27 protein-coding genes are annotated in these 24,196 nt (G+C 70.5%); 15 read left to right on the top strand and 12 right to left on the bottom strand.

The genetic code is table 11. The annotated features are described in order from the left end of the window. Positions 1-52: 52 nt before the first annotated feature. Positions 53-592, bottom strand: coding sequence for a DoxX family protein (locus SACE_RS00710; RefSeq protein WP_009944977.1), 540 nt, complete (start codon positions 590-592; stop codon positions 53-55). Positions 593-784: 192 nt separating this feature from the next. Between SACE_RS00710 and SACE_RS00715 the strand changes: the two genes are divergently transcribed. After that, positions 785-1,267 (top strand): Hsp20/alpha crystallin family protein, encoded by a 483-nt coding sequence (locus tag SACE_RS00715; protein ID WP_009944976.1) that lies wholly within the window; start codon positions 785-787, stop codon positions 1,265-1,267. Between the two features lie 107 nt (positions 1,268-1,374). Here the strand turns inward: SACE_RS00715 and SACE_RS00720 are convergent, their stop codons facing one another. Further along, on the bottom strand, positions 1,375-1,974 hold the full coding sequence (locus tag SACE_RS00720; protein WP_143538045.1) for a macro domain-containing protein: 600 nt from the start codon (positions 1,972-1,974) through the stop codon (positions 1,375-1,377). Between the two features lie 121 nt (positions 1,975-2,095). Here SACE_RS00720 and pheA point away from each other — a divergent pair, with 121 nt between their 5' ends. Continuing rightward, positions 2,096-3,019 carry a prephenate dehydratase gene (pheA, locus tag SACE_RS00725; protein ID WP_009944974.1) on the top strand — a complete coding sequence of 308 codons (924 nt, stop codon included), beginning with the start codon at positions 2,096-2,098 and terminating at the stop codon, positions 3,017-3,019. Next, positions 3,016-3,657, top strand: coding sequence for a histidine phosphatase family protein (locus SACE_RS00730; protein ID WP_009944973.1), 642 nt, complete (start codon positions 3,016-3,018; stop codon positions 3,655-3,657). Before pheA ends, SACE_RS00730 begins: the two co-directional genes overlap by 4 nt. Positions 3,658-3,803: 146 nt before the next feature. Here the strand turns inward: SACE_RS00730 and SACE_RS00735 are convergent, their stop codons facing one another. Together SACE_RS00735 and SACE_RS00740 are read right to left on the bottom strand one after the other, a co-directional pair. Continuing rightward, on the bottom strand, positions 3,804-4,154 hold the full coding sequence (locus SACE_RS00735; RefSeq protein ID WP_009944972.1) for a metallopeptidase family protein: 351 nt from the start codon (positions 4,152-4,154) through the stop codon (positions 3,804-3,806). A 40-nt stretch (positions 4,155-4,194) separates the two neighbouring features. Continuing rightward, positions 4,195-5,193 carry a septum formation family protein gene (locus tag SACE_RS00740; protein ID WP_009944971.1) on the bottom strand — a complete coding sequence of 333 codons (999 nt, stop codon included), beginning with the start codon at positions 5,191-5,193 and terminating at the stop codon, positions 4,195-4,197. Between the two features lie 139 nt (positions 5,194-5,332). On the opposite strand from SACE_RS00740, the gene SACE_RS00745 reads away from it, so the two are divergent. From SACE_RS00745 to serS, 3 genes are all read left to right on the top strand, one after another. After that, the gene (locus SACE_RS00745) at positions 5,333-6,001 is read left to right on the top strand and encodes a hypothetical protein (RefSeq protein WP_231849895.1); all 669 of its coding nucleotides are present in this window, start codon (positions 5,333-5,335) and stop codon (positions 5,999-6,001) included. A gap of 4 nt (positions 6,002-6,005) precedes the next feature. Next, positions 6,006-7,175 (top strand): glutathionylspermidine synthase family protein, encoded by a 1,170-nt coding sequence (locus SACE_RS00750; protein ID WP_009944968.1) that lies wholly within the window; start codon positions 6,006-6,008, stop codon positions 7,173-7,175. A 70-nt stretch (positions 7,176-7,245) separates the two neighbouring features. After that, positions 7,246-8,511, top strand: a complete 1,266-nt coding sequence (gene serS / locus SACE_RS00755) for a serine--tRNA ligase (protein WP_009944966.1) — start codon at positions 7,246-7,248, stop codon at positions 8,509-8,511. Here serS and SACE_RS00760 read toward each other — a convergent pair. Continuing rightward, the gene (locus SACE_RS00760; RefSeq protein ID WP_009944964.1) at positions 8,501-9,130 is read right to left on the bottom strand and encodes a hypothetical protein; all 630 of its coding nucleotides are present in this window, start codon (positions 9,128-9,130) and stop codon (positions 8,501-8,503) included. The genes serS and SACE_RS00760 overlap by 11 nt on opposite strands. A gap of 95 nt (positions 9,131-9,225) precedes the next feature. On the opposite strand from SACE_RS00760, the gene SACE_RS00765 reads away from it, so the two are divergent. Beyond that, positions 9,226-9,819 carry a helix-turn-helix domain-containing protein gene (locus SACE_RS00765; RefSeq protein ID WP_231849896.1) on the top strand — a complete coding sequence of 198 codons (594 nt, stop codon included), beginning with the start codon at positions 9,226-9,228 and terminating at the stop codon, positions 9,817-9,819. A 6-nt stretch (positions 9,820-9,825) separates the two neighbouring features. On the opposite strand, the gene SACE_RS00770 is transcribed toward SACE_RS00765, so the two are convergent. After that, entirely contained in the window at positions 9,826-10,638 is an 813-nt protein-coding gene (locus SACE_RS00770; protein ID WP_009944962.1) for a Cof-type HAD-IIB family hydrolase, read from the bottom strand. A gap of 88 nt (positions 10,639-10,726) precedes the next feature. Between SACE_RS00770 and SACE_RS00775 the strand changes: the two genes are divergently transcribed. Continuing rightward, positions 10,727-11,599, top strand: a complete 873-nt coding sequence (locus tag SACE_RS00775; protein ID WP_009944961.1) for an LLM class flavin-dependent oxidoreductase — start codon at positions 10,727-10,729, stop codon at positions 11,597-11,599. Between the two features lie 31 nt (positions 11,600-11,630). Here SACE_RS00775 and SACE_RS00780 read toward each other — a convergent pair whose 3' ends face one another. Continuing rightward, positions 11,631-12,731, bottom strand: coding sequence for a peptidoglycan recognition protein family protein (locus tag SACE_RS00780; RefSeq protein ID WP_009944960.1), 1,101 nt, complete (start codon positions 12,729-12,731; stop codon positions 11,631-11,633). Between the two features lie 91 nt (positions 12,732-12,822). Further along, positions 12,823-14,076 carry a glycosyltransferase 87 family protein gene (locus SACE_RS00785; RefSeq protein WP_009944958.1) on the bottom strand — a complete coding sequence of 418 codons (1,254 nt, stop codon included), beginning with the start codon at positions 14,074-14,076 and terminating at the stop codon, positions 12,823-12,825. A gap of 434 nt (positions 14,077-14,510) precedes the next feature. Here SACE_RS00785 and glf point away from each other — a divergent pair, with 434 nt between their 5' ends. From glf to SACE_RS00805, 4 genes are read left to right on the top strand one after another with little or no spacing between them, the layout of a single operon-like run. Beyond that, entirely contained in the window at positions 14,511-15,698 is a 1,188-nt protein-coding gene (gene glf / locus SACE_RS00790; protein WP_009944957.1) for a UDP-galactopyranose mutase, read from the top strand. Between the two features lie 3 nt (positions 15,699-15,701). Continuing rightward, entirely contained in the window at positions 15,702-17,663 is a 1,962-nt protein-coding gene (locus tag SACE_RS00795) for a glycosyltransferase (protein ID WP_009944956.1), read from the top strand. A gap of 48 nt (positions 17,664-17,711) precedes the next feature. Further along, complete coding sequence (locus tag SACE_RS00800) at positions 17,712-18,296, top strand: phosphatase PAP2 family protein (RefSeq protein ID WP_009944955.1); 585 nt, start codon at positions 17,712-17,714, stop codon at positions 18,294-18,296. After that, a complete protein-coding gene (locus SACE_RS00805) occupies positions 18,289-19,413 on the top strand; it encodes a decaprenyl-phosphate phosphoribosyltransferase (RefSeq protein ID WP_009944954.1) in 1,125 nt (374 codons plus the stop codon). The genes SACE_RS00800 and SACE_RS00805 overlap by 8 nt, the downstream gene beginning before the upstream one ends. An 81-nt stretch (positions 19,414-19,494) precedes the next feature. Here the strand turns inward: SACE_RS00805 and SACE_RS35965 are convergent, their stop codons facing one another. Then, positions 19,495-19,689 (bottom strand): DUF397 domain-containing protein, encoded by a 195-nt coding sequence (locus SACE_RS35965; RefSeq protein ID WP_009944953.1) that lies wholly within the window; start codon positions 19,687-19,689, stop codon positions 19,495-19,497. Continuing rightward, positions 19,631-20,536, bottom strand: coding sequence for a helix-turn-helix domain-containing protein (locus tag SACE_RS00810; RefSeq protein ID WP_081468275.1), 906 nt, complete (start codon positions 20,534-20,536; stop codon positions 19,631-19,633). Before SACE_RS00810 ends, SACE_RS35965 begins: the two co-directional genes overlap by 59 nt. A 147-nt stretch (positions 20,537-20,683) precedes the next feature. Between SACE_RS00810 and SACE_RS35970 the strand changes: the two genes are divergently transcribed. After that, entirely contained in the window at positions 20,684-20,932 is a 249-nt protein-coding gene (locus SACE_RS35970; RefSeq protein WP_231849897.1) for a hypothetical protein, read from the top strand. Next, complete coding sequence (locus SACE_RS38240; protein WP_009944951.1) at positions 20,929-21,090, top strand: hypothetical protein; 162 nt, start codon at positions 20,929-20,931, stop codon at positions 21,088-21,090. Before SACE_RS35970 ends, SACE_RS38240 begins: the two co-directional genes overlap by 4 nt. A gap of 201 nt (positions 21,091-21,291) precedes the next feature. On the opposite strand, the gene SACE_RS00815 is transcribed toward SACE_RS38240, so the two are convergent. Beyond that, positions 21,292-21,972 (bottom strand): VC0807 family protein, encoded by a 681-nt coding sequence (locus tag SACE_RS00815; protein ID WP_009944949.1) that lies wholly within the window; start codon positions 21,970-21,972, stop codon positions 21,292-21,294. A gap of 71 nt (positions 21,973-22,043) precedes the next feature. Continuing rightward, complete coding sequence (locus tag SACE_RS00820) at positions 22,044-23,453, bottom strand: carotenoid oxygenase family protein (RefSeq protein WP_009944947.1); 1,410 nt, start codon at positions 23,451-23,453, stop codon at positions 22,044-22,046. Positions 23,454-23,586: 133 nt separating this feature from the next. Here SACE_RS00820 and SACE_RS00825 point away from each other — a divergent pair, with 133 nt between their 5' ends. Then, complete coding sequence (locus SACE_RS00825) at positions 23,587-24,138, top strand: PadR family transcriptional regulator (protein ID WP_009944946.1); 552 nt, start codon at positions 23,587-23,589, stop codon at positions 24,136-24,138. The last annotated feature ends 58 nt before the right edge of the window (positions 24,139-24,196 follow it).

Raw genomic sequence — 24,196 nt, forward strand, 5'->3', positions numbered from 1 at the left:
ACCACGCTACGGAGCCGCTCGCGCGCTGTCGCGGGCAGGTGCCGAATCTCGCTCACTTCCTGCGCTTCTTGCGCCCCTTGCCCTTCCCGGTGCCGACCGCCTGGTGCGTTTGCTCGGAGACCTTGTGCGCCGTGTGGCGTGCACGCTGCGCCGTGTGGCGCGCGCGGTAGCCGACCGACGGCTTGCCCCCGGTGTCGACGGCCGAGATCAGCAGGCCGCCGAGCAGCCCGAGGTTCTTGTAGAAGTGGATCTGCTGGCTCTGGCGCTGCTCAGGGTCGGAGATCTCCCAGAACGGGTGCCCGGCCAGCGTCGTGGGCACGACGCTGCCCGCCAGCAGCAGCGAGGCCAGGCGGGGGAACTTGCCCAGCGCCAGCATCGTGCCGGCGCCGATCTTCACCATCGCGTCGATGCGGACCAGCGTCTCGGGATCGGTGGGCACCTGCTCGGGCAGCGAGTCGCGGACCTTGCCCGTGGTCTTCTCCAGCAGTGGACTCGCGGCCTTGGCGTGGCTGGGCACATCGCGAAGCGCCTGCACGCCGCCGTAGATGAACGTCGTCGCCAGCAGCGGGCGGGCCAAACGGCGGATGAGCATCTGCGGGCCTCCTCAGGTACGTCCGGTGCCGCCGACGGTACTCAGTGTCAGCCCGTCTCGCCTGCCTCGCACATCCTTGAGTTGACTGCGCTCAAGTTTGGTTACAGACTCGGGAACAAGAAGACGGCCAGCGCCGTTGGTAGGGATGTGAGCCGGTGGAAGGAGCCGGCAGCGAAACGCAGGAGGATCGAGATGACTCTGGTTCGCAGGTCGAGCTGGGACCCGTTCGGCAACCTGGTCCGCCAGATGGACCGCGACTTCGACAGCATCAGCCGCCGGTTCTTCGGCAGCCAGGGCGTCGAGGGCTTCGTCCCGGCCACCAACGTCGAGCGCGACGGTTCGGACGTGGTGATCAAGCTGGAGCTGCCGGGCGTGGACATCGCCCAGGACGTCGAGGTGGAGGTCACCGACGGCCGGCTGTCGATCAGCGGACAGCGCCGCACCGAGAAGACCAGCGGTGAGGACGGCGCGGTGCTGCTGCGCGAGATCCGCACCGGTGCGTTCCGGCGGGAGTTCAACCTGCCGGAGGGCGTGACGGCCGAGCAGGTCGAGGCGAACTACGACCGCGGGGTGCTCGAGGTGCGGGTGCACGAGGTCAGCAAGCCCGCGCCCGCCCCGACCAAGATCCAGATCGCCGACCGGCGCCAGGGCGACGGCAAGGCCGAGCTGAACTGACGCCGCACCGGGTCGACCCGGTGCTCCGAAGTGCTGAGGGCCCGCGACGCGCGGGCCCTCGCGCCTGTCCGGGGTCGGTCACGCCCGGGGCGCCGGCACAGGGGGCGTCAGCGGTGTTCGACGTGGGCGAAGACCTCGTCCCACGCCGCCGCGACCTGCCGCGCGCACAGCTCCGGCGCGGCACCGCCCACGCCGGTGCCGAGGCCGGGCATCGCGATCGAGCGCACGAAGTCGCGCACCAGCACGCCGTTCTCCAGCGCACCGCCCGCCCACAGCCGCAGCACGGCCCTCGCGCACAGGTAGGGGTGCACGGTGTCGGCGGGAAGGCGTTCACCGGGCTCCCGCATCGTGGGAGAGCTGAACAGCCAGGGCGGCGCCGGCGCGCCGGTCGGCACCAGCAGCGCCTCGCCGACGGGTAGCTCGCCGCCGTGGTAGGCCAGCACCGCGCTGCGCACGTGCTGCTCGACGTCGGGGAAGGCCCGCGCGTAGACGGCGTTGATGCCGCCGCGCATCCACCCGTACGAGTTCGCGGGGCTGACCACCGCGTCCACCGGCATGTCGAGCACCGAGCCGCGGTGCACCTCGACACCGTCCCGGCCCTCGGCCACCTCATGCCAGGCTGCGGCCAGCGGCTCGTCCAATGCGCACAGGACAAGCCGCAGCTCCGGCTCCGCTCCGTCCGACGAGCGCTCCGACTCCGCGGTCACGCTCACAGCATCGCAGGAATGGACGCATTCGTGTCATCGGGTAGGTCACACATCCGAAGAATGACCTCGGCCACACCGCCGGTGGCGTTGCGCACAACGCGCCACCCGTAGGCTGGGCGCCGTGCCACGAATCGCCTACCTCGGACCCTCGGGAACTTTCACCGAACAGGCGACCAGAGCCCTGACCGCCGACTTCGACGCCGAGCTCGTCCCCCACGACGACGTGCGGCAGGCGCTTGCGGCGGTGCGTTCGGGCGAGGTCGTCGCCGCGGGGGTGCCGGTGGAGAACTCGGTCGAGGGCTCGGTGCCCGCCACGATGGACGCGCTCGTCAGCGACGAGCCGGTGGTCGCGGTCGCCGAGACCGTGCTGCCGGTGGTGTTCGACGTGCTGGTCCGTCCGGGGACCAGACCCGAAGAGGTGTCGACGGTGGCCAGCCACCCGCACGCCATCGCGCAGGTGCGGGGCTGGCTGGAGGCGAACCTGCCGCGCGCCGAGGTGCACTTCGCGGGTTCGACCGCGGCCGCGGCCGCGGCGGTGCGCGACGGCGAGTACGACGCCGCGGTGGCCGCGCCGATCGCGGTCGAGCGCTACCCGTCGCTGGAGCGCCTGTCGGCGGGCGTCGCCGACGTCCGGGACGCCTTCACCCGGTTCCTGCTGGTCCGCCGCCCCAGCCCGCCACCGGAGCCGACCGGCGCGGACCGCACCTCGGTGGCCGCGGTGATCTCCGACGAGGTCGGCACGCTGGCGCTGCTGCTGTCGGAGCTGACGCTGCGCGACATCAACCTCAGCCGCATCGAGTCCCGGCCGACCAAGGACCGCCTCGGCGAGTACCGGTTCTTCCTCGACTTCGACGGGCACGTCGCCGACTCCCGGGTCGGCGACGCGCTGGCCGCGCTGCGGCGCCGCTGCAGCGAGGTGCGCTTCCTGGGCTCCTACCCGAAGGCCGACCGCGCGCCGTCGGCCATCCGCCCTTCGGCGTCCGAGCAGGCGTTCCGGGCCTCGGCGCGGTGGCTGGACGACATCCGAGCGGGAAGGATCGCATGACCGACGAACTCGCCCTCAGCTCCGACGGCACCCGGCTGGTGCTGGCCAGGCACGGCCAGACCCCGTCGAACGTGGTGCACGCGCTGGACACCCTGCCGCCCGGCCCCGCGCTGACCGACGAGGGCAGGCGGCAGGCCCGCGCGCTCGCCGACCGGCTCGCCGACGAGAAGGTCCTGGCGATCCGCGCCAGCCGCGCGGTCCGCGCCCAGCAGACCGCCGCGCCGCTGGCCCGGCACCACGGCCTGGACGTCGAGGTCGTCGACGGCACGCAGGAGATCTACGTCGGCGACCTGGAGGGCACCACCGACGGCGAGTCGCGGCAGCGCTTCGAGGACGTCTACCAGAGCTGGCACTTCGGCGACATCGACGTGCCGATGCCGGGCGGCGAGACCGGCCGCGAGGCGCTCGCGCGCTTCCTCGGCGCGGCCCGGCATGCCCTCGACGGCGCCAGTGGTGGCTCGGTGGTGCTGGTCAGCCACGGGGCGATGCTCCGGCTGGCCGCGGCTCACCTGGCGGCCGACGTCGACGCCGCCAGCGCCAACGCCGCCTACCTGCCCAACACCGGCGTGATCGTGCTCGAACCGGCGCCCACACCGACCGGCTGGCACTGCGTGGAGTGGGACGGCCTCGGCATCTGAGGCTTCGAACTCACCTTGCGAGGCGGTGTGGGTGGCGGAATCTCAGACGGTGCCGGTCGCGGCGGTGGGCCGAGCGGCTGCGCCGCTTCGAAGATCAAAAACAGGCGCTTCCACCACCTGCTGAGCAGCGGCCGCGCGGCGCGGGGTCAGCCCCAGCCGAGGGCGTGCAGTTTCTCGTCGTCGATGCCGAAGTGGTGCGCGATCTCGTGCACCACGGTCACGGCCACCTCGTCGACGACCTCGTCCTCGTCGGCGCACATGTCCAGCAGCGCCTCGCGGTAGATCGTGATGTGGTCCGGCAGCACCCCGCCGTAGGTGCTGTCGCGCTCGGTGAGGGCGATGCCCTCGTACAGCCCGAGCAGCGACGGGTCCTCGGGGTTGCGGTCCTCGACGAGCACGACGACGTTGTTCATCGCCGACGCGAACTCCGCGGGCAGCAGGTCCAGCGCGTCGGCCACCAGCTCCTCGAACCGAGCCCTGGTCATCTCCACCGGCACGGTCCCAGTTCTACCCCAAACCGGACCGCGCCGGCGTGCTTCAGCGCTCGCCCTCGGCCGGCACGCCCGGCTGCACCGGGGCGGCGTCCTCGGGGGCGGGCTCCTTGTCCACCCGCACCTCGCCCTTGACGCCGCCGGTCACCGGCGCCAGCCCGCTGCCGTCCGGCAGCTGCGCGCTGACCTTGCAGTTGACCTTGCGCGACCCGGCGTCCCAGCTCTCCATCGGCAGGGTGTCCCAGTAGGTCGTCAGGCCCTTGTCGCGGACCACGTTCGGCCCGCCCGCGTAGGCGGCGGTCAGCTCGCCGCACCTGGTGGCCAGGAAGTTGTCCTGGTCGGGCACGGCCGGGAAGCCTTCCGGGAACTGCTGGCCGAGGTCGACGACGCCGGTGATCTCGACCGAGTGCAGCTGGGAGCAGTCCACCGGGTCCCACACCGCGGTGCCGTTGATGCCCAGGCAGCGGCCCTCGTCGTAGACGTTGGACTGGTCGATCTTGGAGGCGTTGCCGCTGATCCGGTAGAGCTTGCCGGAGGGGCCGGGCTGCTGGAGACCGCAGTGCAGCGTCCGGTCGCCCTCGGCCCAGCCCTGCTCGCTCGGGGTGAAGGCGCCGACCGCGAACCGGCCGTGCGGGTCGAACCGGCCGGACAGGAACTGCGTGGAGACCTGCGTGCAGCGGTCGGTCTTGAGCTGCTGCCACTGCTCGGTGTCCGGGAACGGGGCCTGCGGGCCGAACTCGCCCTTGAGGTCGGCGGTGCCGGTCACCTCGAACAGGTGCGGTTCGCTGCAGGTGACCTGCCGGATGTCGGCGGCGTCGGGCTCCGTCCAGTTGAGGCAGGTGCCCGCCTTGGCGCTGAACACGGCGCGGGGTGCCGGGGCGGAGCCGATCCGGCCGGGCCCCCCGACCCCGTCACCGCCGGTCGGCCAGTTCAGCAGCGCGCTGATCAGCAGGATCAGCATCGCGCCGATGGCGGCCGAGATCATGACCAGCCGCGTGTGGGGCTTCCTGCGGCTGGTCCTGGTGGGGGAGTCGGTGTCGGCCATCGAACACATGATGCCTCGACGACCTGTGCGCTGCCTGATGCGCTCATCTCGGTTCGAAACCGATTCACGTCGATGTTCGTCACACGGTCGGACACCCCTCCACCATTCAGGTGGGTAATGTTGCTGCTGGGAGTGGGCGATGACCGGAAGTGGCGGACCATTGGCAGACGACGACAAGCCGCAGGGCCAGGAGCCGACGACGCCGGGTGACGGCGAACAGCGTCGCGGCCAGATGCGCTACCAGGACCCCGAATCGACGGCGCCGCGCGAGCCCACGCTCGCCGAGCAGCGCGCCAGGATCGCCGCCGAGAAGCGGCGCGAGGAGAAGCAGGCCGCGGAGCTGGCCGAGGCCGAGCGCAAGACCCGCACGCGGCGCCGGGTGATGATCGGCGGCGGTGCCACGGTCGGCGTGGTGGCCCTCGTCGCCGCGTTCTACCAGGGCGCGGCCTACAGCCAGGAGCAGGCTGCGGTCACCCAGTACTGCGCGGCCGTGCCGCAGAACGGCCAGGTCACGGCCGATCAGGACGACTTCTGCGACGAGAACTACGTCAACTCGCACCACGGCTACGTCAACCACGGCACGGGCATGTTCTTCATGCCGATCTTCCTGCCGGGCGGCGGTATCGGCGGTTACAACCAGTACCGCTACGGCTACACCGCGCCGGGTGCCCCGGCTCCCGCCGTCGGCTCCACGGTGTCGAGCCCGAACTTCACCAAGCCATCGGGGAGCACCATCAAGGACAGCAAGGGCTCGACCGTCCAGCGCGGTGGCTTCGGCATCAACAACAAGTCCGGTAGCGGGAGCTGAGCGGGTGCGGCGCAGGACAACGCAGCGGCGGCCGGACTGGCAGTCGAAGGTCGAGGAGCTGGGGCTGGTCTTCGGCACGCCCGCGCGTGCCGCGGACGGCTCCCAGCGGCCCTACTGGGACGAGGGCGTCCACTACGAGTTCGGCCTCGACGAGGTGCTCTCGCTGGAGGCCGACGTCGAGCTGCTGCACTCGATGTGCCTGGACGCGGTCGACCACGTGGTCACCACCGAGCGCTACCGCGACTTCGGCATCCCGGAGTGGGTGTGGCCGCACATCGCCGAGTCGTGGAAGCGCCACGACCCGCACCTCTACGGCCGCTTCGACCTGCGCTACGACGGGTCCGGCCCGGCCAGGCTGCTGGAGTACAACGCCGACACGCCGACCTCGCTGCTGGAGGCCGCGGTCGTGCAGTGGCACTGGCTGACCGAGGTCCACGAGGGCGACGACCAGTGGAACTCCATCCACGAGAAGCTGGTCGAGCGCTGGGAGGAGATCGGCAAGCAGCTCGGCACCAACGAGGTGCACTTCACCTGGTCGGGTTCGGATTCCACCGGCGAGGACAACCTCACCGCCGCCTACCTGCAGGAGACCGCCGCCGAGGCGGGCCTGGACACCGTCGGGCTGGCGATCGAGGAGATCGGCTGGGACAGCCTGCTGGAGCGCTTCGTCGACCTCGAAGAGGCGCCGATGAGCTCGGTCGTCAAGATCTACCCCTGGGAGTGGATGGTCGACGACGACTTCGGCACCCACGCGGTGAAGACGCTGCCGCAGACGCAGTGGATCGAGCCGCTGTGGAAGATGCTGCTGTCCAACAAGGCGCTGCTGGCGATCCTCTGGGAGATGCACCCGGGCCACCCGAACCTGCTGCCCGCCTACATCGGCCAGCCCGGGCTGCTCACCGAGTACGTGCGCAAGCCGCTGCTGGGCCGCGAGGGCAACAACATCTCCATCGTCGCGCCGGGCTGGGAGACCGAGACCGGCGGCTTCTACGGCGAGGAGGGCTACGTCTACCAGGCGTTCGACCCGCTGCCCGAGTTCGACGGGATGCGGCCGGCGCTGGGCGCCTGGGTCGTCGGCGACTCCTCGGCCGGGCTCGGCATCCGCGAGACGGCCGGTCTGATCACCGACGACGGCGCCGCGTTCGTCCCGCACCGCATCCCCGACGGGAGCTGACCACCACCGCCCGCGGCGAGCCCTGCCCCGGGCAGGGCACCGCGCGCGGAGGCGGCTAGGCTGACCTGCTGTGATCGACCTGAAGACGCTACGCGAGGATCCGGAAGCCGTGCGCGCTTCGCAGCGCGCCAGGGGCGAGGACGCGTCGGTGGTGGACGCGCTGCTGTCCGCCGACGAGCGTCGCAGGTCAGCGGTGTCCCGCGCGGACTCGCTGCGCGCCGAGCAGAAGCAGCTCGGCAAGCAGGTCGGCAAGGCCGCCGGCGAGGAGCGCGAGCACCTGCTCAAGAAGGCCAAGGAGCTCTCGGCCCAGGTCAAGGACGCCGAGGCCGAGCAGGCCGAGGCCGACCAGGCGCTGGTCGAGGCGCAGAAGAAGCTCTCCAACATCGTCGGGCCGGGGGTCCCCCCGGGCGGTGAGGACGACTACGCCGTGCTCAAGCACGTCGGCGTTCCCCCCGAGTTCGACTTCGAGGTCAAGGACCACCTCGAGCTCGGCACGTCGCTGGGCGCGATGGACATGGAGCGCGGGGCGAAGGTCGCCGGCGCGCGGTTCTACTTCCTCACCGGCATCGGCGCGCAGCTCGAGCTGGCGCTGCTGAACATGGCCGCGGCGCACGCCACCGCCAACGGGTTCACGCTGGTCGTGCCGCCGGTGCTGGTGCGCCCGGAGATCATGGAGGGCACCGGCTTCCTGGGCGCGCACTCCTCCGAGGTCTACCGGCTGGAGGAGGACGACCTCTACCTGGTCGGCACCTCCGAGGTCCCGCTGGCGGGCTACCACTCGGGCGAGATCATCGACCTCGGCGCCGGTCCGCTGCGCTACGCGGGCTGGTCGTCGTGCTTCCGCCGCGAGGCGGGCTCCTACGGCCGCGACACCCGCGGCATCATCCGCGTGCACCAGTTCAACAAGCTGGAGATGTTCGTGTACTGCCGCGAGGAGGACGCGGTGGCCGAGCACGAGCGGCTGCTGGGCTGGGAGGAGGAGATGCTGGCCAAGATCGAGGTGCCCTACCGGGTGATCGACACCGCGGCCGGCGACCTCGGTGCCAGCGCGGCCCGCAAGTACGACTGCGAGGCGTGGATCCCCAGCCAGCAGACCTACCGCGAGCTGACCTCCACCTCGAACTGCACCACGTTCCAGGCGCGGCGGCTCAACACCCGCTACCGGGAGGCCGACGGCCCGACCCGGATCGCGGCCACCCTCAACGGCACGCTGGCCACCACCCGCTGGATCGTGGCGATCCTGGAGAACCACCAGCAGGCCGACGGCTCGGTGCGGGTGCCGGAGGCGCTGCGGCCGTTCCTGGGCGGGCGCGAGGTGCTCGAACCTACGCGCTGACCTTCTCGGCCACGTCCTTCTCAAGCGTGGCCCGCACGAGCGCGGCGGCGAGCCGGGCCAGGTCCTTGTCACCGACCAGCTCGGCGAGCCGCTTCGCGTCCTCGGGCAGGCCGACCTTCTTGGCGCCGGAGAGGGCCTTCTTGTCGAAGTAGGGGCGCAGCTCCGGCCAGACGGCCTGGGCCTCGCGGCAGAAGATGTCCGCGCCGACCGGTCCGAGGCCCTTGACCTCCTGCAGCTTGCTCTTGAGCGCCTTGATGCCGCCTCCGGCCTCGTCGCGCAGCTTGCGCAGGTCGCCCCGGTAGCGGTCGAGCAGGTACTCGGCGCCGTCGCCCAGCGAGGTCGCCGTGCTCTCGTCGTAGCGGACGTAGTGCCCGCGGCCGAGGGCGTCCACCCGCTGCTGCCAGGTCGCGTCGCGCATCTTCTGCGGGGTGCCGAACTCGGCCAGCTCCCGCGCGGCCGACACCGCGATGCCGGCCTTGATCCGCGTGGACAGCAGCACCGAGAGCACCAGCAGCCGGTAGAGCGGGGCGGGCTTGTCCTCGAGCTTGATGCCCGCCTCCTCGGCGTACGTGGTGCCCGCCCGGTCGAGCAGGTCGCGCACGGCGGTCTTCGTCGACATCGGTTCCCACCTCCCTTTCCGCGTCTACCCGGCTCGTGCCGTGGGCACACTCCGGCCACGCGCGTCGGCGCGGAAGTCGACCTATGGTGGGTGGCGTGTCGGATCAACCGGAAACCCCAAACGGCTCAGCGGGTCAGGCGCTGGCCGGTCTGGGCGGCCGGATCGGCCGCCTGCGCACCGAGCGCGGCCTCGACCAGGCGACCCTGGCGCGGCGGGCCGAGTTGGAGCAGACGCACCTGGCCGGTGTCGAGTCCGGCACCGCGACGCCGTCGCTGCCGGTGCTCGCGCAGCTCGCCGAGGCGCTCGACGTCGGTCTCTCGGAGCTGTTCACCGACGCCAGGCCCGGGCCCGCGGCGGTGGTGCTGCGCGGCGACGAGGTGCCGTCGGTCGACGACGGCGGCATGTCGGTGCAGGTCCTGACGCCGCGCGCGGTGATCCCCGGCCTCTACGCGGCGCGGTACCGGCTGTCGTCGGCCAGCTCCGCAGTGCGCCCGGTCCGCCACGTGGGCCACGACTGGCTCTACGTGCTCAGCGGTGAGCTGCACGTGGAGTTCGAGTCGGACTCCACGACGCTGCGGGCGGGCGACAGCGTGAGCTTCAGCTCGAAGGTCCCGCACAAGCTCTCCGCGGTGGGCGGGCAGGACGCGGAGTTCCTCGCGGTCGGCGCGACCCTGCTCACGCCGACCTGACGCCGGTCACCACCAGCGTTCGAGCACCTGCGCCACACCGTTGTCGTTGTTGGTGGCGGTCACCTCGTCGGCGACCGCCAGGGCCGCCTCGTGGGCGTTGCGCATCGCGACGCCGTGGCCCACCCAGGAGAGCATCGGCACGTCGTTGGGCATGTCGCCGAAGGCGATGACGTCCGCCTGGTCCACCCCGAGATCGGCGGCGACCGTGCGCAGCCCGCTCGCCTTGTCCACCCCCGCGGCCGAGAACTCGATTATCCCGGCGCCGGTGGAGTAGGTCATCTCCAGCCGGTCGCCGACGACCTCCTCGGCGATCGCCGCCATCTGGGCGCTGTTCATCGCGTCGTGCAGCACCAGCAGCTTCACCGCGGGCTTGCCGACGAGCTCGTCGGGGGCGGCGACGTGGATGTCGGAGTTGGCCCAGACCTGCAGGAAGCCCTCCTCGGCGAGGAACTGCTCGTGCACGCGGTCGTGGGCGCCGCCGGTCGTGCGCTCCACCGCGACGGCGCAGCCGGGCATCTCGTGGTGCAGCTCGTGCACCACGTCGTGCAGCGTCACGGTGTCGATCTCGGTGCTCGCGAGCACCGCGTCGGCCTTGGTGTCGTAGAGCACGGCGCCGTTGGCGCACACCGCCACCCCGGACACGCCGAGCCCGGCCACCACCGACGGCATCCAGCGCGGCGGCCTGCCGGTCACCAGCACGAAGGGGACGTCGTCGGCCACGACCCGCCGCACCGTCGCGGCGGTGCGGGAGCTCACCCGCTCCATCGAGTCGAGCAGCGTCCCGTCGACGTCCGAAGCCACCAGGCCAGGTTTGCGCACGGCACCATCCTGCCCGGTCGCGGCCGCGCGCCGGACGGGGGTCCGGCCACGTCCCCGCCGCAGTCGATCACCCGATACGGTCAGAGGCGTGCGCGTAGGAATCGTGATTCTGCCCGAGCACCGGTGGTGGGCGGCTGAACCGCTGTGGCGGATGGCGGAGGAGTACGGCTTCGCCCACGCCTGGACCTACGACCACATCGGCTGGCGGCCCGGCCTGGAGCGGCCCTGGTTCGACGCGGTCACCACGCTGACCGCGGCGGCGACGGTGACCAGCACGCTGCGCATCGGCACCTTCGGGTCGTCGCCGGACTTCCGCCACCCGGTGCACTACGCACGCCAGCTCACCGCGCTCGACGACATCTCCGACGGCCGCCTCACGCTCGGCCTCGCCGCCGGCGGCGTCGACTTCGACGCGCACGTGCTCGGCGGCTCGGAGCTGCCCGCGAGCGCGCGGGTGGACCGCTTCGCCGAGTTCGTGGAGGTGCTGGACCAGGTCCTGGTGCACGACAGCACGACCTACCGCGGCGAGTACTTCACCGCCGTGGACGCCCGGCGCGCGCCGGGCTGCGTGCAGCCGCCCCGGATGCCCTTCGCCATCGCCGCCAACGGCACCCGGATGATGCGCCTGACCGCCAGGTACGGCCGGGGCTGGATCGCGGCCGGCGGCTACACCGACGACCTGAACACCTGGTGGCGCGCGGTGGCCGACCTGTCGATGCGCTTCACCGACGTCGTGGCCGAGGAGGGCGGCGACCCGGCGCGCATCGACCGGTACCTGTCGCTGGACGCTGCGCCGGTCTACTCGCTGTCCAGCGTGGAGTACTTCCGCGAGGTGGTGGGCCGGGCCCACGAGCTGGGCTTCACCGACGTGATCAGCCACTGGCCGCGGCCGGAGGAGCCCTACGCGGGCAAGGAGTCCACAGTGGAGGAGATCGCCTCCGAGGTGCTGCCGGAGCTGTGACGGGCTCGGACGGGCGCGCTGGTACCGGCGCTCAGTTCAGGGCGGCGGAGCGGATCTCGTCGAGCCGGTCGTAGGCCAGCTGGCCTGGGCAGAGCGTCTGTCCGACATCGCGGTGGGCGAAGATCGCAGGCAGCCGGACGGCCGCGCCCGGCGGGTGCAGCGACCCCTCGCCGCCGGTCGACACCAGCTCCACCGCGGAGTCCGGCGCGACCCCCGACTCGCGGAGCTTCCAGCCGATGATGGCGCCCGCGGCGGTGAGCGCGTCGGAGGTGGGGACGACGTCCTGGAAGTTGCCGAGCATCGCCACCCCGAAGGTGTTCGGGTTGAAGCCCATCGCGTGACCGCCGATCACGTCGCGCTCCAGTCCCTGCGCCCGGCCTTCGAAGATGGTGCCGCACTTGTCGACCAGCGCGTGGTAGCCGATGTCGCCCCAGCCCAGGTGCACCGCGTGGTACTCGAAGATGCCGCGCACGATCGCGGCGGAGTCCGCGCAGCCGTAGTCGTTGGTACCCGCCGTGTGGTGCACGGTCGCCGCCCTGGTCTCGGTGGGCTGCGGCGTCCACTTCATGTTCCGCTCGTCGGCACCCCAGTCGGCGCGCCGGACCAGCGGCGGCGGGGCGGACGCGTGCCGCGGCGTCGCGGTGGTGGACGACGGCGCCTCGGGGACCGGCGAGGGAGCGGCGCTCGGTTCGGCTGAGCGGCCCGCCGGGGCCTTGGGCGCAGCGGCGACCGGCGTCCTGCCGAGTGACGGCCGGAGGGCGACCAGCCGCAGCTCACCGGTCACGTCGTCGCCGCCGCGGGTGGCCCGGACCTGAACACCGGTCGTGCGGCCGGTCCACACCGGCTCGCTGCCCCGCGCGGAGGTCAGCTCGGCTTCGGTCCACGCGCCCCAGCCGCCCTCGGTCAGCGGCCGCAGCTCGACCCGGTCGGGAGCCTCGCCGGACCAGGTGAGCCCGACCATGCTGAACGGCTGGTCGAGGCGCACCTCGCGCTGCCCGCCGCGGCTCGGCGTCTCGCCCAGCGGCACGACCGCCGTGCCCCCGGCAGGTGCCTCCGGCGGCTCGGCCCGCACGCTCGTGGCAAGCGCGGCGGTCAGCAGCAGGACGCACGGGAAGCTCAGCCCCAGACGCATGGCGGCACCTCAGCTCGCTCTCGGCGGACCTGGCGAGTATCGAGTGCCGGATCGGTGACCGCCGACCTCGCGAACCCCGAAGAGTGACCCGCTACGCGGGCAGGTTGGGTCGGCCGTGTGACGGCGCGGGCTCGTGCCTGGCCGCTTCCGGCGGCCGGTGGATCGGCGGGTGCATGCGGAAGTGCGCCACCGCCGCCGCGATCAGGAACGCGATGCCCAGCAGCGTGTAGGCGTTGCCGACGATCTGCTGCGAGAACGTCCAGTCCAGCTCTCGGTCGTCGGTGTTGGGCAGGAACCACTGCGGGCCGACCAGCACGGTCAGCGCGCCGAGCCCGGTCGACAGCAGCACCCCGTACCAGCGGTGGCGCACCGACATCGCGAACAGCAGCGCCAGCACCGGTCCGGCCCACACCCAGTGGTGCGACCACGAGATCGGCGAGACCAGCAGCACCAGGACCGCGTTGACCATCAGCGCCAGCGGCACGTTGCGCACCCGCAGGGCGTAGCGGATGCCGAGCACGGCCAGCGCCAGCAGCACCAGCGACCCGGCGACCCACAGCACGTTCAGCGGGAGCCCGGTCAGCTCCTGCTTGGCCAGCAGGCTGCGCAGGGTGAGGTTGCCCGCGTAGACGGTGCCCAGGGAGTCGCCGGTGGACAGCATCTTGTCCAGCCACCAGTCGGCGGAGTCGTCGGGCGCGGCCAGCAGCCCCAGCAGCACGGTCGCGGCGAAGGTGACGCCTGCCACCGCGGCGGCGCGGAAGTCCCGGCGCAGCAGGAACAGCAGCAGGAAGCCCAGCGGGGTCAGCTTGATCGCCGCCGCGATGCCCACGAGCAGACCGCGCGGCCACCGGGTGCGCGGCAGCAGGCAGTCCGCGGCGACCAGCGCCATCAGCACCAGGTTGATCTGGCCGTAGTTGAGCGTTTCCCGGGTCGGCTCGATCAGCGTGAGCAACGGCATCAGCACGGCGGTCACCACGGCGACCTGCCCGGCGCGGTTGGCCAGGTAGGTCGACGAACGCGCGAGCGAGTACGCCGTGAGCAGGAGCGCCAGGTGCGAGCACACCGCGACGGTCACCACCGCCGCGTCCGAGGACATCCAGGTCAGCGGGGTGAACAGGATCGCCGCGAACGGCGGGTAGATGAACGGCAGCGTGCCGGAGTCGGGGCTCTCGGGCGTGAGGTCGTCGCCGTACACCTCGTGGCCGGTCAGCCACGCGCGGGCACCGAGCCGGTAGATGTCGGTGTCCATGTAGCCGCGGGTGTCGATCCAGTGCACGAACCAGATCGACAGGACCTGGAGGACGATCGCCGTGGCCAGCAGGTAGCGCTCGCGCGTGCGGGTCACGCCTCGATCACCCTCCAATATCGGTTCCCGGTACCTCCGCGGTCCCGGCGGAGCCCGTGGCGGCACTCAGCGGACCCCGTCAGACCTCCTGGACCTGGGCAGAGGTTCCGGGCATTCGCGGGCTTCGCCGGAACCACCGGGGCCTCCGCGAAGTCGTCGCCGACGCGTTGGGAGCCCTGCGGGCTGTACGAAGCCCCACCGGGACCTCGATGCTACCCGCTACGACTCACCGGCGAGTCATCCTTCGGCGGGACACGGACGCAATCTTGACGACGAACGGTATTTCTTTCCTCACCCGACGTGGTTAATCAACTGGCCGTGGCCAGCGGAAAGGCGTGGAAAGAGGCGATCTCGACACGCCGAGTAGCGATGCGGACCGCCTAACGTCAACGCGGTTTCGGAGCGGATGTCCGTCCCCGCTACCCTCGTCGACTGTGAGCTTCGCAGGCTATGACCTGATCGTTGTGGGTTCCGGATTCTTCGGACTGACGATCGCAGAGCGCACCGCGACCCAGCTGGACAAGCGGGTGCTGGTGCTGGACCGACGTGACCACATCGGCGGCAACGCCTATTCGGAGGCGGAGCCCGAAACCGGTATCGAGGTGCACCGCTACGGTGCACACCTGTTCCACACCTCGAACAAGCGCGTGTGGGACTACGTGAACCAGTTCACCGACTTCACCGATTATCAGCACCGGGTGTTCACCAGGCATCAGGGGCAGATTTACTCGATGCCGATGAACTTGGGCCTGCTCTGCCAGTTCTTCGGCCGCGCGTTCACGCCGGACGAGGCCAAGGCGCTGGTCGCCGAGCAGGCAGCCGAGATCGACACCGCGGACGCGCAGAACCTCGAGGAGAAGGCCATCTCGCTGATCGGCCGTCCCCTCTACGAGGCGTTCATCAAGGGGTACACGGCCAAGCAGTGGCAGACCGACCCCAAGGAACTGCCCGCGGCCAACATCACGCGGCTGCCCGTTCGCTACAACTTCAACAACAGGTACTTCAACGACAGCTACGAGGGTCTGCCGGTCGACGGCTACACCGCGTGGCTGGAGAAGATGGCCGAGCACCCGAACATCGAGGTCCGGTTGAGCACCGACTTCTTCGACGTGCGCGGCGACCTGCCCGAGGGCGTGCCGGTGGTCTACACCGGGCCGCTGGACCGCTACTTCGACTACGTCGAGGGTGAGCTGGGCTGGCGGACGCTGGACTTCGAGACCGAGGTCGTGAACACCGGGGACTTCCAGGGCACGTCGGTGATGAACTACGCCGACGAGGAGGTGCCCTACACCCGGATCCACGAGTTCCGGCACTTCCACCCGGAGCGGGACTACCCCAAGGACAAGACCGTGGTGGTCCGGGAGTACTCGCGGTTCGCCGAGAGCGGCGACGAGCCGTACTACCCGATCAACACCTCCGAGGACCGCAGCAAGCTGGAGGCCTACCGCGAGCTGGCCAAGAAGGAGGCCAAGGAGCGCGGGGTCGTCTTCGGCGGACGGCTCGGGACCTACAAGTACCTGGACATGCACATGGCGATCGGTTCGGCACTGAGCATGTTCGACAACAAGATCGCCCCGTATTTCACCGAGGGCCGTTCGCTGGACGGCTCCCTGGAGGACTGACGCGTGACCGACCGGACCACTGAAGCCCCAACCGCGGCGGCGGGGGAGAGCAAGCTCAGCGACGTCGCGTCGGTGCGCGCCGGCGGTTCGCAGGTGGCCGCCGAGCAGGTGCTCCAGCGCGTCGTGTTCCCCCGCGACGAGGACCCGCTGGACGTCCGTGCGCTCTACATCGACGAGCCCGAGACGCTGTCCAGCTCGGCCACCGTCGTCTCGCGGCGCTCGGTGCGGGTCCCCTCGCACAGCAAGCTCTCGTTCGCCTCGTACTTCAACGCCTTCCCGGCCAGCTACTGGAAGCGCTGGACGAAGGTCAGCGAGGTCGTGCTGCGGCTGAAGGTCAGGGGGGCCGGTCGGCTCGACGTCTACCGCTCCAAGCCCAACGGTGACAGCGTGCACCTGCAGGGCACCCACGTCAGCAGCCAGGACACCTGGACCGACCTGGAGTTCCGGGTGTCGCTGGCGCCGTTCGAGGACGGCGGCTGGATCTGGTTCGACGTGTTCACCAACGACGCCTCGCTGGAGGTCGACGAGGCGGCGTGGACCACGGACCTGGATCTGCCCCGGCAGAAGGTCGTCGTCGGCACCACCACCATCCGCCCGGCCGACTGCGTGACCGCGCTGAAGACGCTGGGCGAGGACCCGCAGGTCCTCGACGTCGTGGAGCGCGTCGTGGTCGCCGACCAGGGCCCGCAGAAGATCCGCGACACCGAGGGCTTCGACGAGGCCGCCGCCCGGCTCGGCGACAAGCTGCAGGTGATCGAGCAGGCCAACCTCGGCGGTGCCGGAGGCTTCGGCCGGGTGATGTACGAGGGCGTCTACAACTCCGACGCCGAGCAGGTCATGCTGATCGACGACGACATCGCGCTGGAGCCCGACGGCGTGCTGCGCGCGAACGCCTTCGCCCGCGCGTCGTCGCAGCCGGTCATCGTCGGTGGCCAGATGCTCAACCTGCAGGCCCGCTCGCGCCTGCACACCATGGGCGAGGTCGTCGACATCGGCGGCGCGATGTGGCGGCCGGCGCCGGGCGCGGTGACCGACCACGACTTCGCCAAGAAGCCGCTGCGCCGCAGCAAGAAGCTGCACCAGCGCGTCCACGCCACCTACAACGGCTGGTGGATGTGCCTGTTCCCGCGCGAGGTCATCGAGCGCACCGGCCTGCCGCTGCCGCTTTTCATCAAGTGGGACGACGCGGAGTACTCGCTGCGCGCCGGCGGCCACGGCTACCCGACGGTGACGCTGCCGGGTGCGGCGATCTGGCACATGCCGTGGACCGACAAGAACGACGCGACCGACTGGACCGCGTACTTCCACACCCGCAACCGCCTGATCCTCGCCGCGCTGCACAGCCCGGACGAGGTGAAGGTCCCGATCGTCAAGCAGGGCCTCAAGCTGGCGCTGCGCCACCTGCTGTCGATGGAGTACTCGACGGTCGCGGTGCAGCAGAAGGCCCTGGAGGACTTCATGGCCGGGCCGGAGGGGCTCTTCGAGTCCCTGCGCACGGCGCTGCCCGAGGTCCGCGAGCTGCGCAAGCACTACGAGGACGCCCAGACCCTGCCGTCGGCCCGGGAGTTCCCGCCGCCGTCGGCCGACCCGGTGATGGCCGAGGGGCTGCTCAAGCCGCCGGTGAACCCGGCGGTGATCGCGGCCCGCGCGTCCAAGGCGCTGCTGCACAACCTCAAGGAGCCGAACCGGGAGGCCGCCGACCGGCCGCAGCTCAACGTGCCCGCCGCCAGCGCCCGCTGGTTCCTGCTCGGCAACCTCGACAGCGCGACGGTGTCCAACGCCGACGGCAGCGGGGTGGCGTTCCGCCGCCGCAACCCGGAGGAGTTCCGCAAGCTCGGCCTCCGGGCGCTGGCCAACTACCGCAGGCTCGGCCGGGAGTGGTCCAGGCTGCGGGAGGCGTACCGTGCGGCCCTGCCCGAACTCACCAGCGCCGAGTCCTGGAAACAGGTCTTCGACCAGAAGTGACCCCCGAACCACCGAGCCTGAGCGCTTAACCCAACCCCCGGAGACGAAGTGGCTGCAGACCTGACCACGGCGGCTCCTGCCGAACCGCAGGATTCCGCACAGACAGACGAGGCGAAGTCGACGGTCACCCCCGAAACCGTCGCGTTGCGCAAGGTGCAGGGCGCGCTGGCCAAGCCGCAGGTGGTCAAGGCCGCGCGTGCGATGTCGCTGTTCGGCGAGCACGCGGGTGGCTGGCTGGCCATCGGCGCCGTCGGTGCGCTGGTCGACCGCAAGCGCCGCGGTGAGTGGATCACCGCGGCCGCGGGCGTCGCCCTCGCGCACGGCGCATCCATCGGGGTCAAGCGGGTGGTGCGCCGGCGCCGCCCGGCGGACCCGCAGGTCGAGGTGCTGGTCGGCACCCCGAGCAAGCTGAGCTTCCCGTCCTCGCACGCGACGTCCACGACGGCCGCCGCGGTGCTCTACGGCGGGTTGACCGGCAAGAAGCTGACCCCGGTGCTGGTGCCGCCGATGATGGTCAGCCGTCTTGTCCTGGGGGTTCACTATCCGAGCGACGTGGTCGCCGGTTCCGCGCTCGGCGGTGTCGTGGCGTGGGGCGTCCGGCGATTCATCAGACGGCGGAGGAACCGTGGCTGACAACAAGGAAACCGCGGCCGTCCGGGAGGACGAGGCCGCCGAGACCAAGGAAGAGCAGACCCGGGCGGAGCAGACCGAGACCCGCGCCGCGGAGGCCAAGGCGGAGGTCGAGGCCGACGCCGAGGGCACGATCGGTTCGGAGTTCGGCGACGAGGTCCTCGAGCCCGAGGCGACCAAGGTCTCCGACGACCCGAAGGACAAGTCGTCGGACGCCTATCACGCGAAGGTCACCGCGAAGGCGGGCACGCCCGCCGGCCTGGCCACCGGCCTGGTCAAGGAGCTGCGCCCCAAGCAGTGGGTCAAGAACGTCCTGGTGCTGGCCGCGCCGTTCGCTTCCGGCCGGCTGCTCGAGACCGGCGTCCTGCTCGACGCGGTGCTCGCGTTCGTCGTCTTCTCGATGGCCGCGTCGGGCATCTACTTCATCAACGACGCGATCGACGTCGACGCGGACCGGCAGCACCCGACCAAGCGCAACCGCCCGATCGCGGCGGGCCTGATCCCGCTGCCGATCGCCTGGGTGGTCGCGGTGCTGCTGCTGGGCGGATCGCTGCTCATCTCGGCGTTCATCAGCTTCCCGCTGGTGGTCGTGATGGCGGTCTACATCGGGGTGCAGCTCGGCTACTGCTTCGGTCTCAAGCACCAGCCGGTGATCGACCTGTGCATCGTCGCCTCCGGCTTCCTGCTCCGGTTGGTGGCCGGTGGTGCGGCCGCCGAACTGGCGATCTCGCAGTGGTTCCTGCTGGTCACCGCGTTCGGATCGCTGTTCATGGTGGCGGGCAAGCGCTACGCCGAGGTGAAGCTGGCGCTGGAGACCGGCGCGAAGATCCGCAAGTCGCTGAAGGCGTACTCGCCCTCCTACCTGCGGTTCGTGTGGGCCATCTCGGCCGCGATCACGATCATGTCCTTCGCCCTGTGGGCCTACGACATCCGTGAGATCGAGCAGTCCCGCTGGGGCCTGATCTCGATCGTCCCGTTCGTGATCGCCATGCTGCGCTACGCCGTGGACGTCGACCGAGGCGTCGCGGGCGAGCCGGAGGAGGTGGCGCTGAAGGACAAGGTCCTCCTGGTCCTCGGCGTGATCCTCGCAGGCTTCCTGTTCCTGGCGTTCTACCTGTAGCCCAGGCATACGAAAACGCCCCCGGCTCCGGCCGGGGGCGTTTTTGGTTGTGTACGGGGGATCAGACAGACTCGGCAGCGTCTAGCGGCGCAGGTCCAGCCCGCCGCTCTTGACCTCACCGAGGAAGCTCGCCCACGCCCGGCGACTCACGCGCAGCGTGCCCCCGTCCCTGTCCTTGGTGTCGCGGATGTGGGTCCGTAAGTCCTCGATCGCCAGCTCAACGCAGTTGCTTGGTCCGCTTCCGCTTCGGCTGCTCTTGCGCCACGTCAGGCTCATCTTCCAAGGTCCTTATCTGCGAGCGGATGAGCAGCGAGGTCTCCTCGCCGCTCAATGCGCTCTCGGCGACCTCGGTGAACATGTCCGCAAACCTGGTCACATCGTCCCCATTCTCCACCCAGGTCCCGCCTGCGGCGGAGTCCACGTAAACGGCAGGCGGATCCTCTACGTCGGAGTAACCGAGGATCGTGAACGCACCGTCCATGCTTCCGTAGGCTCCTGCGCCGAACGGAAGCAGTTGAAGGCACACGTTGTCGCGGTCGGCCAGCTTCAGCAGGTGGCGTAGTTGTTCGATCATGACTTCCCGCCCGCCGACCGTTCGGTGGATCACCGACTCGTCGATCACCGCGTGGAGCATCAGCGGAGAGGGTGGACTCAACCTCGCCTGCCTGCTGAGTCTCGCCGTCACGTACCGTTCCGGCGGCGTGCTGTGGAACTGCTGACCACCGAGGTTGATCGCGCGGGCGTATCCGTGCGTCTGGAGGAGTCCTGGAACCACATGGGGTTCAAGAATCCGTGCCGTATCGGCTTCGTTCTCCGCGCGGAGGAATGCTCGCAGGGCCTTGGAGCTTCCGGCCGGAGTCACCACCCGCGTCGCCTGTTCCGCCGCGTCCTCCCACATCGCCGCGGCTTCGACGCGTTCGTGGTCTTCCGCGCCGTAGAACGCGAGCAGTGCCTGCATCGTGGCCCAGCCCGGGCGCACGTGTCCCGTTTCGTACCGTGACACCGTCGATTCGGCAACGCGGAGGAGTTCGCTCGAATCCGCGAGAGATTTCGCTGCACGGTCCCGAAGACCGAGGAGGAGTTGTCCGAGTCGGCGTTTGCGCCGGGTGGGCGTGGCTGGCATGCGCCTGAGCTTATCGCCGTTTTCGATCAACGGGCTGCACTCGATCGACTGAAAATAGCGCGCAATTGCACCTGTCGGCTTGTGTGTCCGGGTGCGGCTCCAACAAGATCAGCGCCGACGGCGACGGCTGAGGGCAGGAGAAGCGCCGTGATCGACTCATCGCATTTCCCCGCCTGGCGCTACTACTGGTTGCCGGTACCGGACAAGTCCAGTGCGTACGGGTTCGTGCGGCATGCGTTTCCCGGTAGCCGGATCAACTCCGGCCCAGCCGGTTCTGCTTTCTGCGGTGAGGATTTCGCACTCGCCACGCCTTCGGAGATGGACTGGATACGTGCGCCCACCTGCGAGCGCTGCAATGAGAACCTCAAGGAACTGAAAGGTGGGGCGGGAAGGTGAGCGCGGCACCGGACTCGTCCGAGATCACTTCTGCCGACTCGGGCCTCGGTGGGCCGACTCCCGAGGACGTCCTGTGGCTCGTGCACGAGTCGATCGACTGGGCGCGGGTCGGTCCCGACCTGCTGAGAAGAGTCGTCGAGGGAGTGCGAGCGCTCTGAGGGCCGCCCGGTGCCGTTGATTCCCCGGCCTCCGGCACCGGGCTACGCGGCCGGTCGGCGCGGGCGTGCCCCTTCCCGCGTCCCGCCGACCGGCCGCCCTAAGCGGATTCAAGCGGAAAATACCTGGCCGTCCGTCCACAAGGGACGAACGGCCAGGGCTGCCTACGAGCTTCCGGCGACCGGTGCGCTGTCAGCGCATGCTCATCCGGCGTGCGCGGCCTGCTTGAGGCGCCGTTGCCGCCGGGCCCCGTAGATCATCGTCCAGGTCAGCAGCAGTGCGATCGTTCCCATGCCGAGCACCGCGGACAACGCGACCATCACGTCGATGGGCAGCACGAAGGCGAGGCCGACGCGCAGGGCCGCTTCGGCGAGCAGCACGACCGCCCACACCGCGGTCATGAAGATGAAGCTGCGGCGGAAGCCCGGGTTCGTTTCCCAGAGGCCCTCCCACGCCTCGACGTCGTCGCCGGCGGAGCGGAACCGCCTCGCGGCGTGGAACATCGCGGGCTTACCGAAGAAGCAGCTCGCGAGGAAGATCAGGCCGGTGATGCCGGTTCCCAGCGAGTCCTTGATGACGAGGGTGCGGTCGTCCCCGGAGACCAGGACGAGCGGGAGCGCGAGCAGGTACGTCAGCAGCATGAAGCCCGCGAAGGGCTCGAGCTTCCCGGCCCGGAAAGCGACGAACAGCAGCCGCGCCCCGGCCACCCCGGCTCCGGCGAGCAACGACACGTGCTCGCTGAAGCCGTAGGAGCGCAGGCCGTAGTAGGCGGCCATGGGCAGACCCACGTCCACCAGCAGTCCGCCGAAGATCTTCAGGAACTTCCGGACCGGCGAGGCCGGCTGCGTCTGAGGCAGGGTCACCGTGGGGCTTTCGTCGGGCATGGGCCTTTCGTCGGGCGAGCCTGCGAGGCTCGCGCCGGCGGTTGTCGTGCGGTACTGCGAAGTCGTCATGATCAGGCGTCCAGTTCTGCGTCCGGGATCCAGGATCCGTGGAATCCGGTGGGCACCCGGCGGGGCAGGTGCACGGTGGCCACCGGGGCGGCGGTGAGGTCGGTGGCGTCGAGCACGACGAGGTCGGAGCTCTTGCCGGAGCGGTCGCTGACGATGGAGAGCAGCCAGCCGTCGTCTTCGTCGCGGCCGCCGGCCGCGGCCACGAACACGGCCTCGCCCGCGGTCCGGTCGGCTCCGAGTTCGTGCGTCTCGCCGATGCCGGTGGCGGTGTCGTACTTGACGATCGCGGCGCCGGTGTTCGAGTCGTCCAACTGCTCGGCGACGGTGTACAGGTATCGGTTGTCCCGGCCGACGCGGTTCTCGTTCAGCGTCGGGAACTCCACTCCCCGGTCGTCGATCGCCTGCTCCCGCACGGAACCCGACGCCAGGTCGAAGATCCAGCGGTGCAGGGTGCTGCGACCGGTACCGGAGAACTCGGCGGCCGGCCCGCCGTCGCGACGGGCACGGCCGTCGCCGCCCAGGCGCGACCACCCGCGGCGGAAGGTGTCCCTGTCCCAGCGCACCGCGTCCAGCACGATGCGTCCGGCCGGGTCCTCGCGGGCGTTGCCGACGTGGAAGACGTAGCAGGGATCGATCTCGAACCAGCGCACGGTCGGTTCCCCGTCGCGCGCCATCACTCCCAGCCGAGCGCCGTAGTCGTCGTTCCACCGGTAGGGGAGGGCGCGACCGACCAGGTCCAGGTCGAAGGTCACCGGGAGGTCCAGCCAGATCACGTGGTTCTCGGTGATGGCGAAGTCGTGCATCATCGTCGCGCCCGGAACCTCGACGACCTGGCTGCGGACGAGCTCGCCCGCGGGTGACAACCGGTGGTAGGTCAGGTGCGGCGGCCGGAAGCCGCACCCGAAGAAGTGCAGCTCGCCGGTGTCCGGGTCCTCCTTGGGGTGGGCCGTCATCCCGTTGGTCAGCCGCCCGTCGAAGGCGCGCGGCCCCTCGGTGTCCAGGCCGGCGGTGAGCTCGTAGGGCAGCCCGCCCTCGCAGAGCGCGAGCAGATGCCCGGAGTGCTCGATGACGTGGGTGTTGGCCGGGGTGACCGACCGGTCGAGCGTGGCGCCGTCGCCGGCCTCGAAGCGGCCTTCGAGCAGGTTGGTGCGGACCCAGCGGTTCCGGTACCACTCCGCGCGGCCGTCGCGGATCCGGATGCCGTGCACCATGCCGTGTCCGGCGAACCAGTGCCCCGGGTTCTCCCCCGGCAGCGGGTTGGGCCCGTTCCGCAGGTACCGGCCGGCCAGCTCCCGGGGCAACGTGCCGGTCACCCGCAGGTCGTGGACCTCGACCTCGTCGGGCACGGGTTCCAGGTGGCCGACGAGGTGGACCGGTGGCGCGCTCGACGCCGCCTCGGCGACTTCCGTCATTTGTTTCCCCTCGGGGCAAGAGATGCCGGCAACTTCGGCGATGACTTTGACATGTCACCATGAACATGTCAACTATGACAGGTGTGCAGTGACATGACGGTTTTGTCAGGTAGAGTCGGGTTCGGAGGTAACGATGTCGCTGCGCTACGCCCTGCTCGGACTGCTGGCCGACGAACCGCAGAGCGGTTACGACCTGACTCAGCGGTTCGAGCGGTCCCTGAAGCGCTACGCCTGGCACGCCAGGCATAGCCAGATCTACCCGGAGCTGAACAAGCTCGCCGCCGACGGCCTGATCGCGGTCGTGGAGGAAGGGGCGCGCGGACGCCGCACCTACGCGCTCACCGAGGCGGGCCGGGAAGCGCTGCACGGCTGGCTCATGGACTGGTCCTCCCTGCAGCCCGTCCGCAACGAGTTCGTGCTGCGGCTCTTCCTCATGTCAGTCCTGGATCCGTCGGAAGCACTTCCGCTGCTGCGCGGTATCCACGAGCACGCGAAGGAGGAGGTGGCCGAGCTGGAAGCAAGGGTGGAAGCGGCCGGCGGCCCCGACGGGGAGTGGGGTTTCGGACGGCTCGCCGGGGAGTACGGCGTGCGCCAGTACCGGGCCATGGTCGAGTGGGCGGAATGGGCGGAGAGCGAACTGGCACGGGCGGTGCCGGACGAGGGCTCCGGCGACACCAGCACGTGAGTCCGACGGGGTCGAACCGCCGCTCCTGCCCACGGCCCGGCGAACCAGGTCGCCTGAT

This window comes from Saccharopolyspora erythraea NRRL 2338 (genome assembly GCF_000062885.1).
GTDB classification, from domain to species: domain Bacteria; phylum Actinomycetota; class Actinomycetes; order Mycobacteriales; family Pseudonocardiaceae; genus Saccharopolyspora_D; species Saccharopolyspora_D erythraea.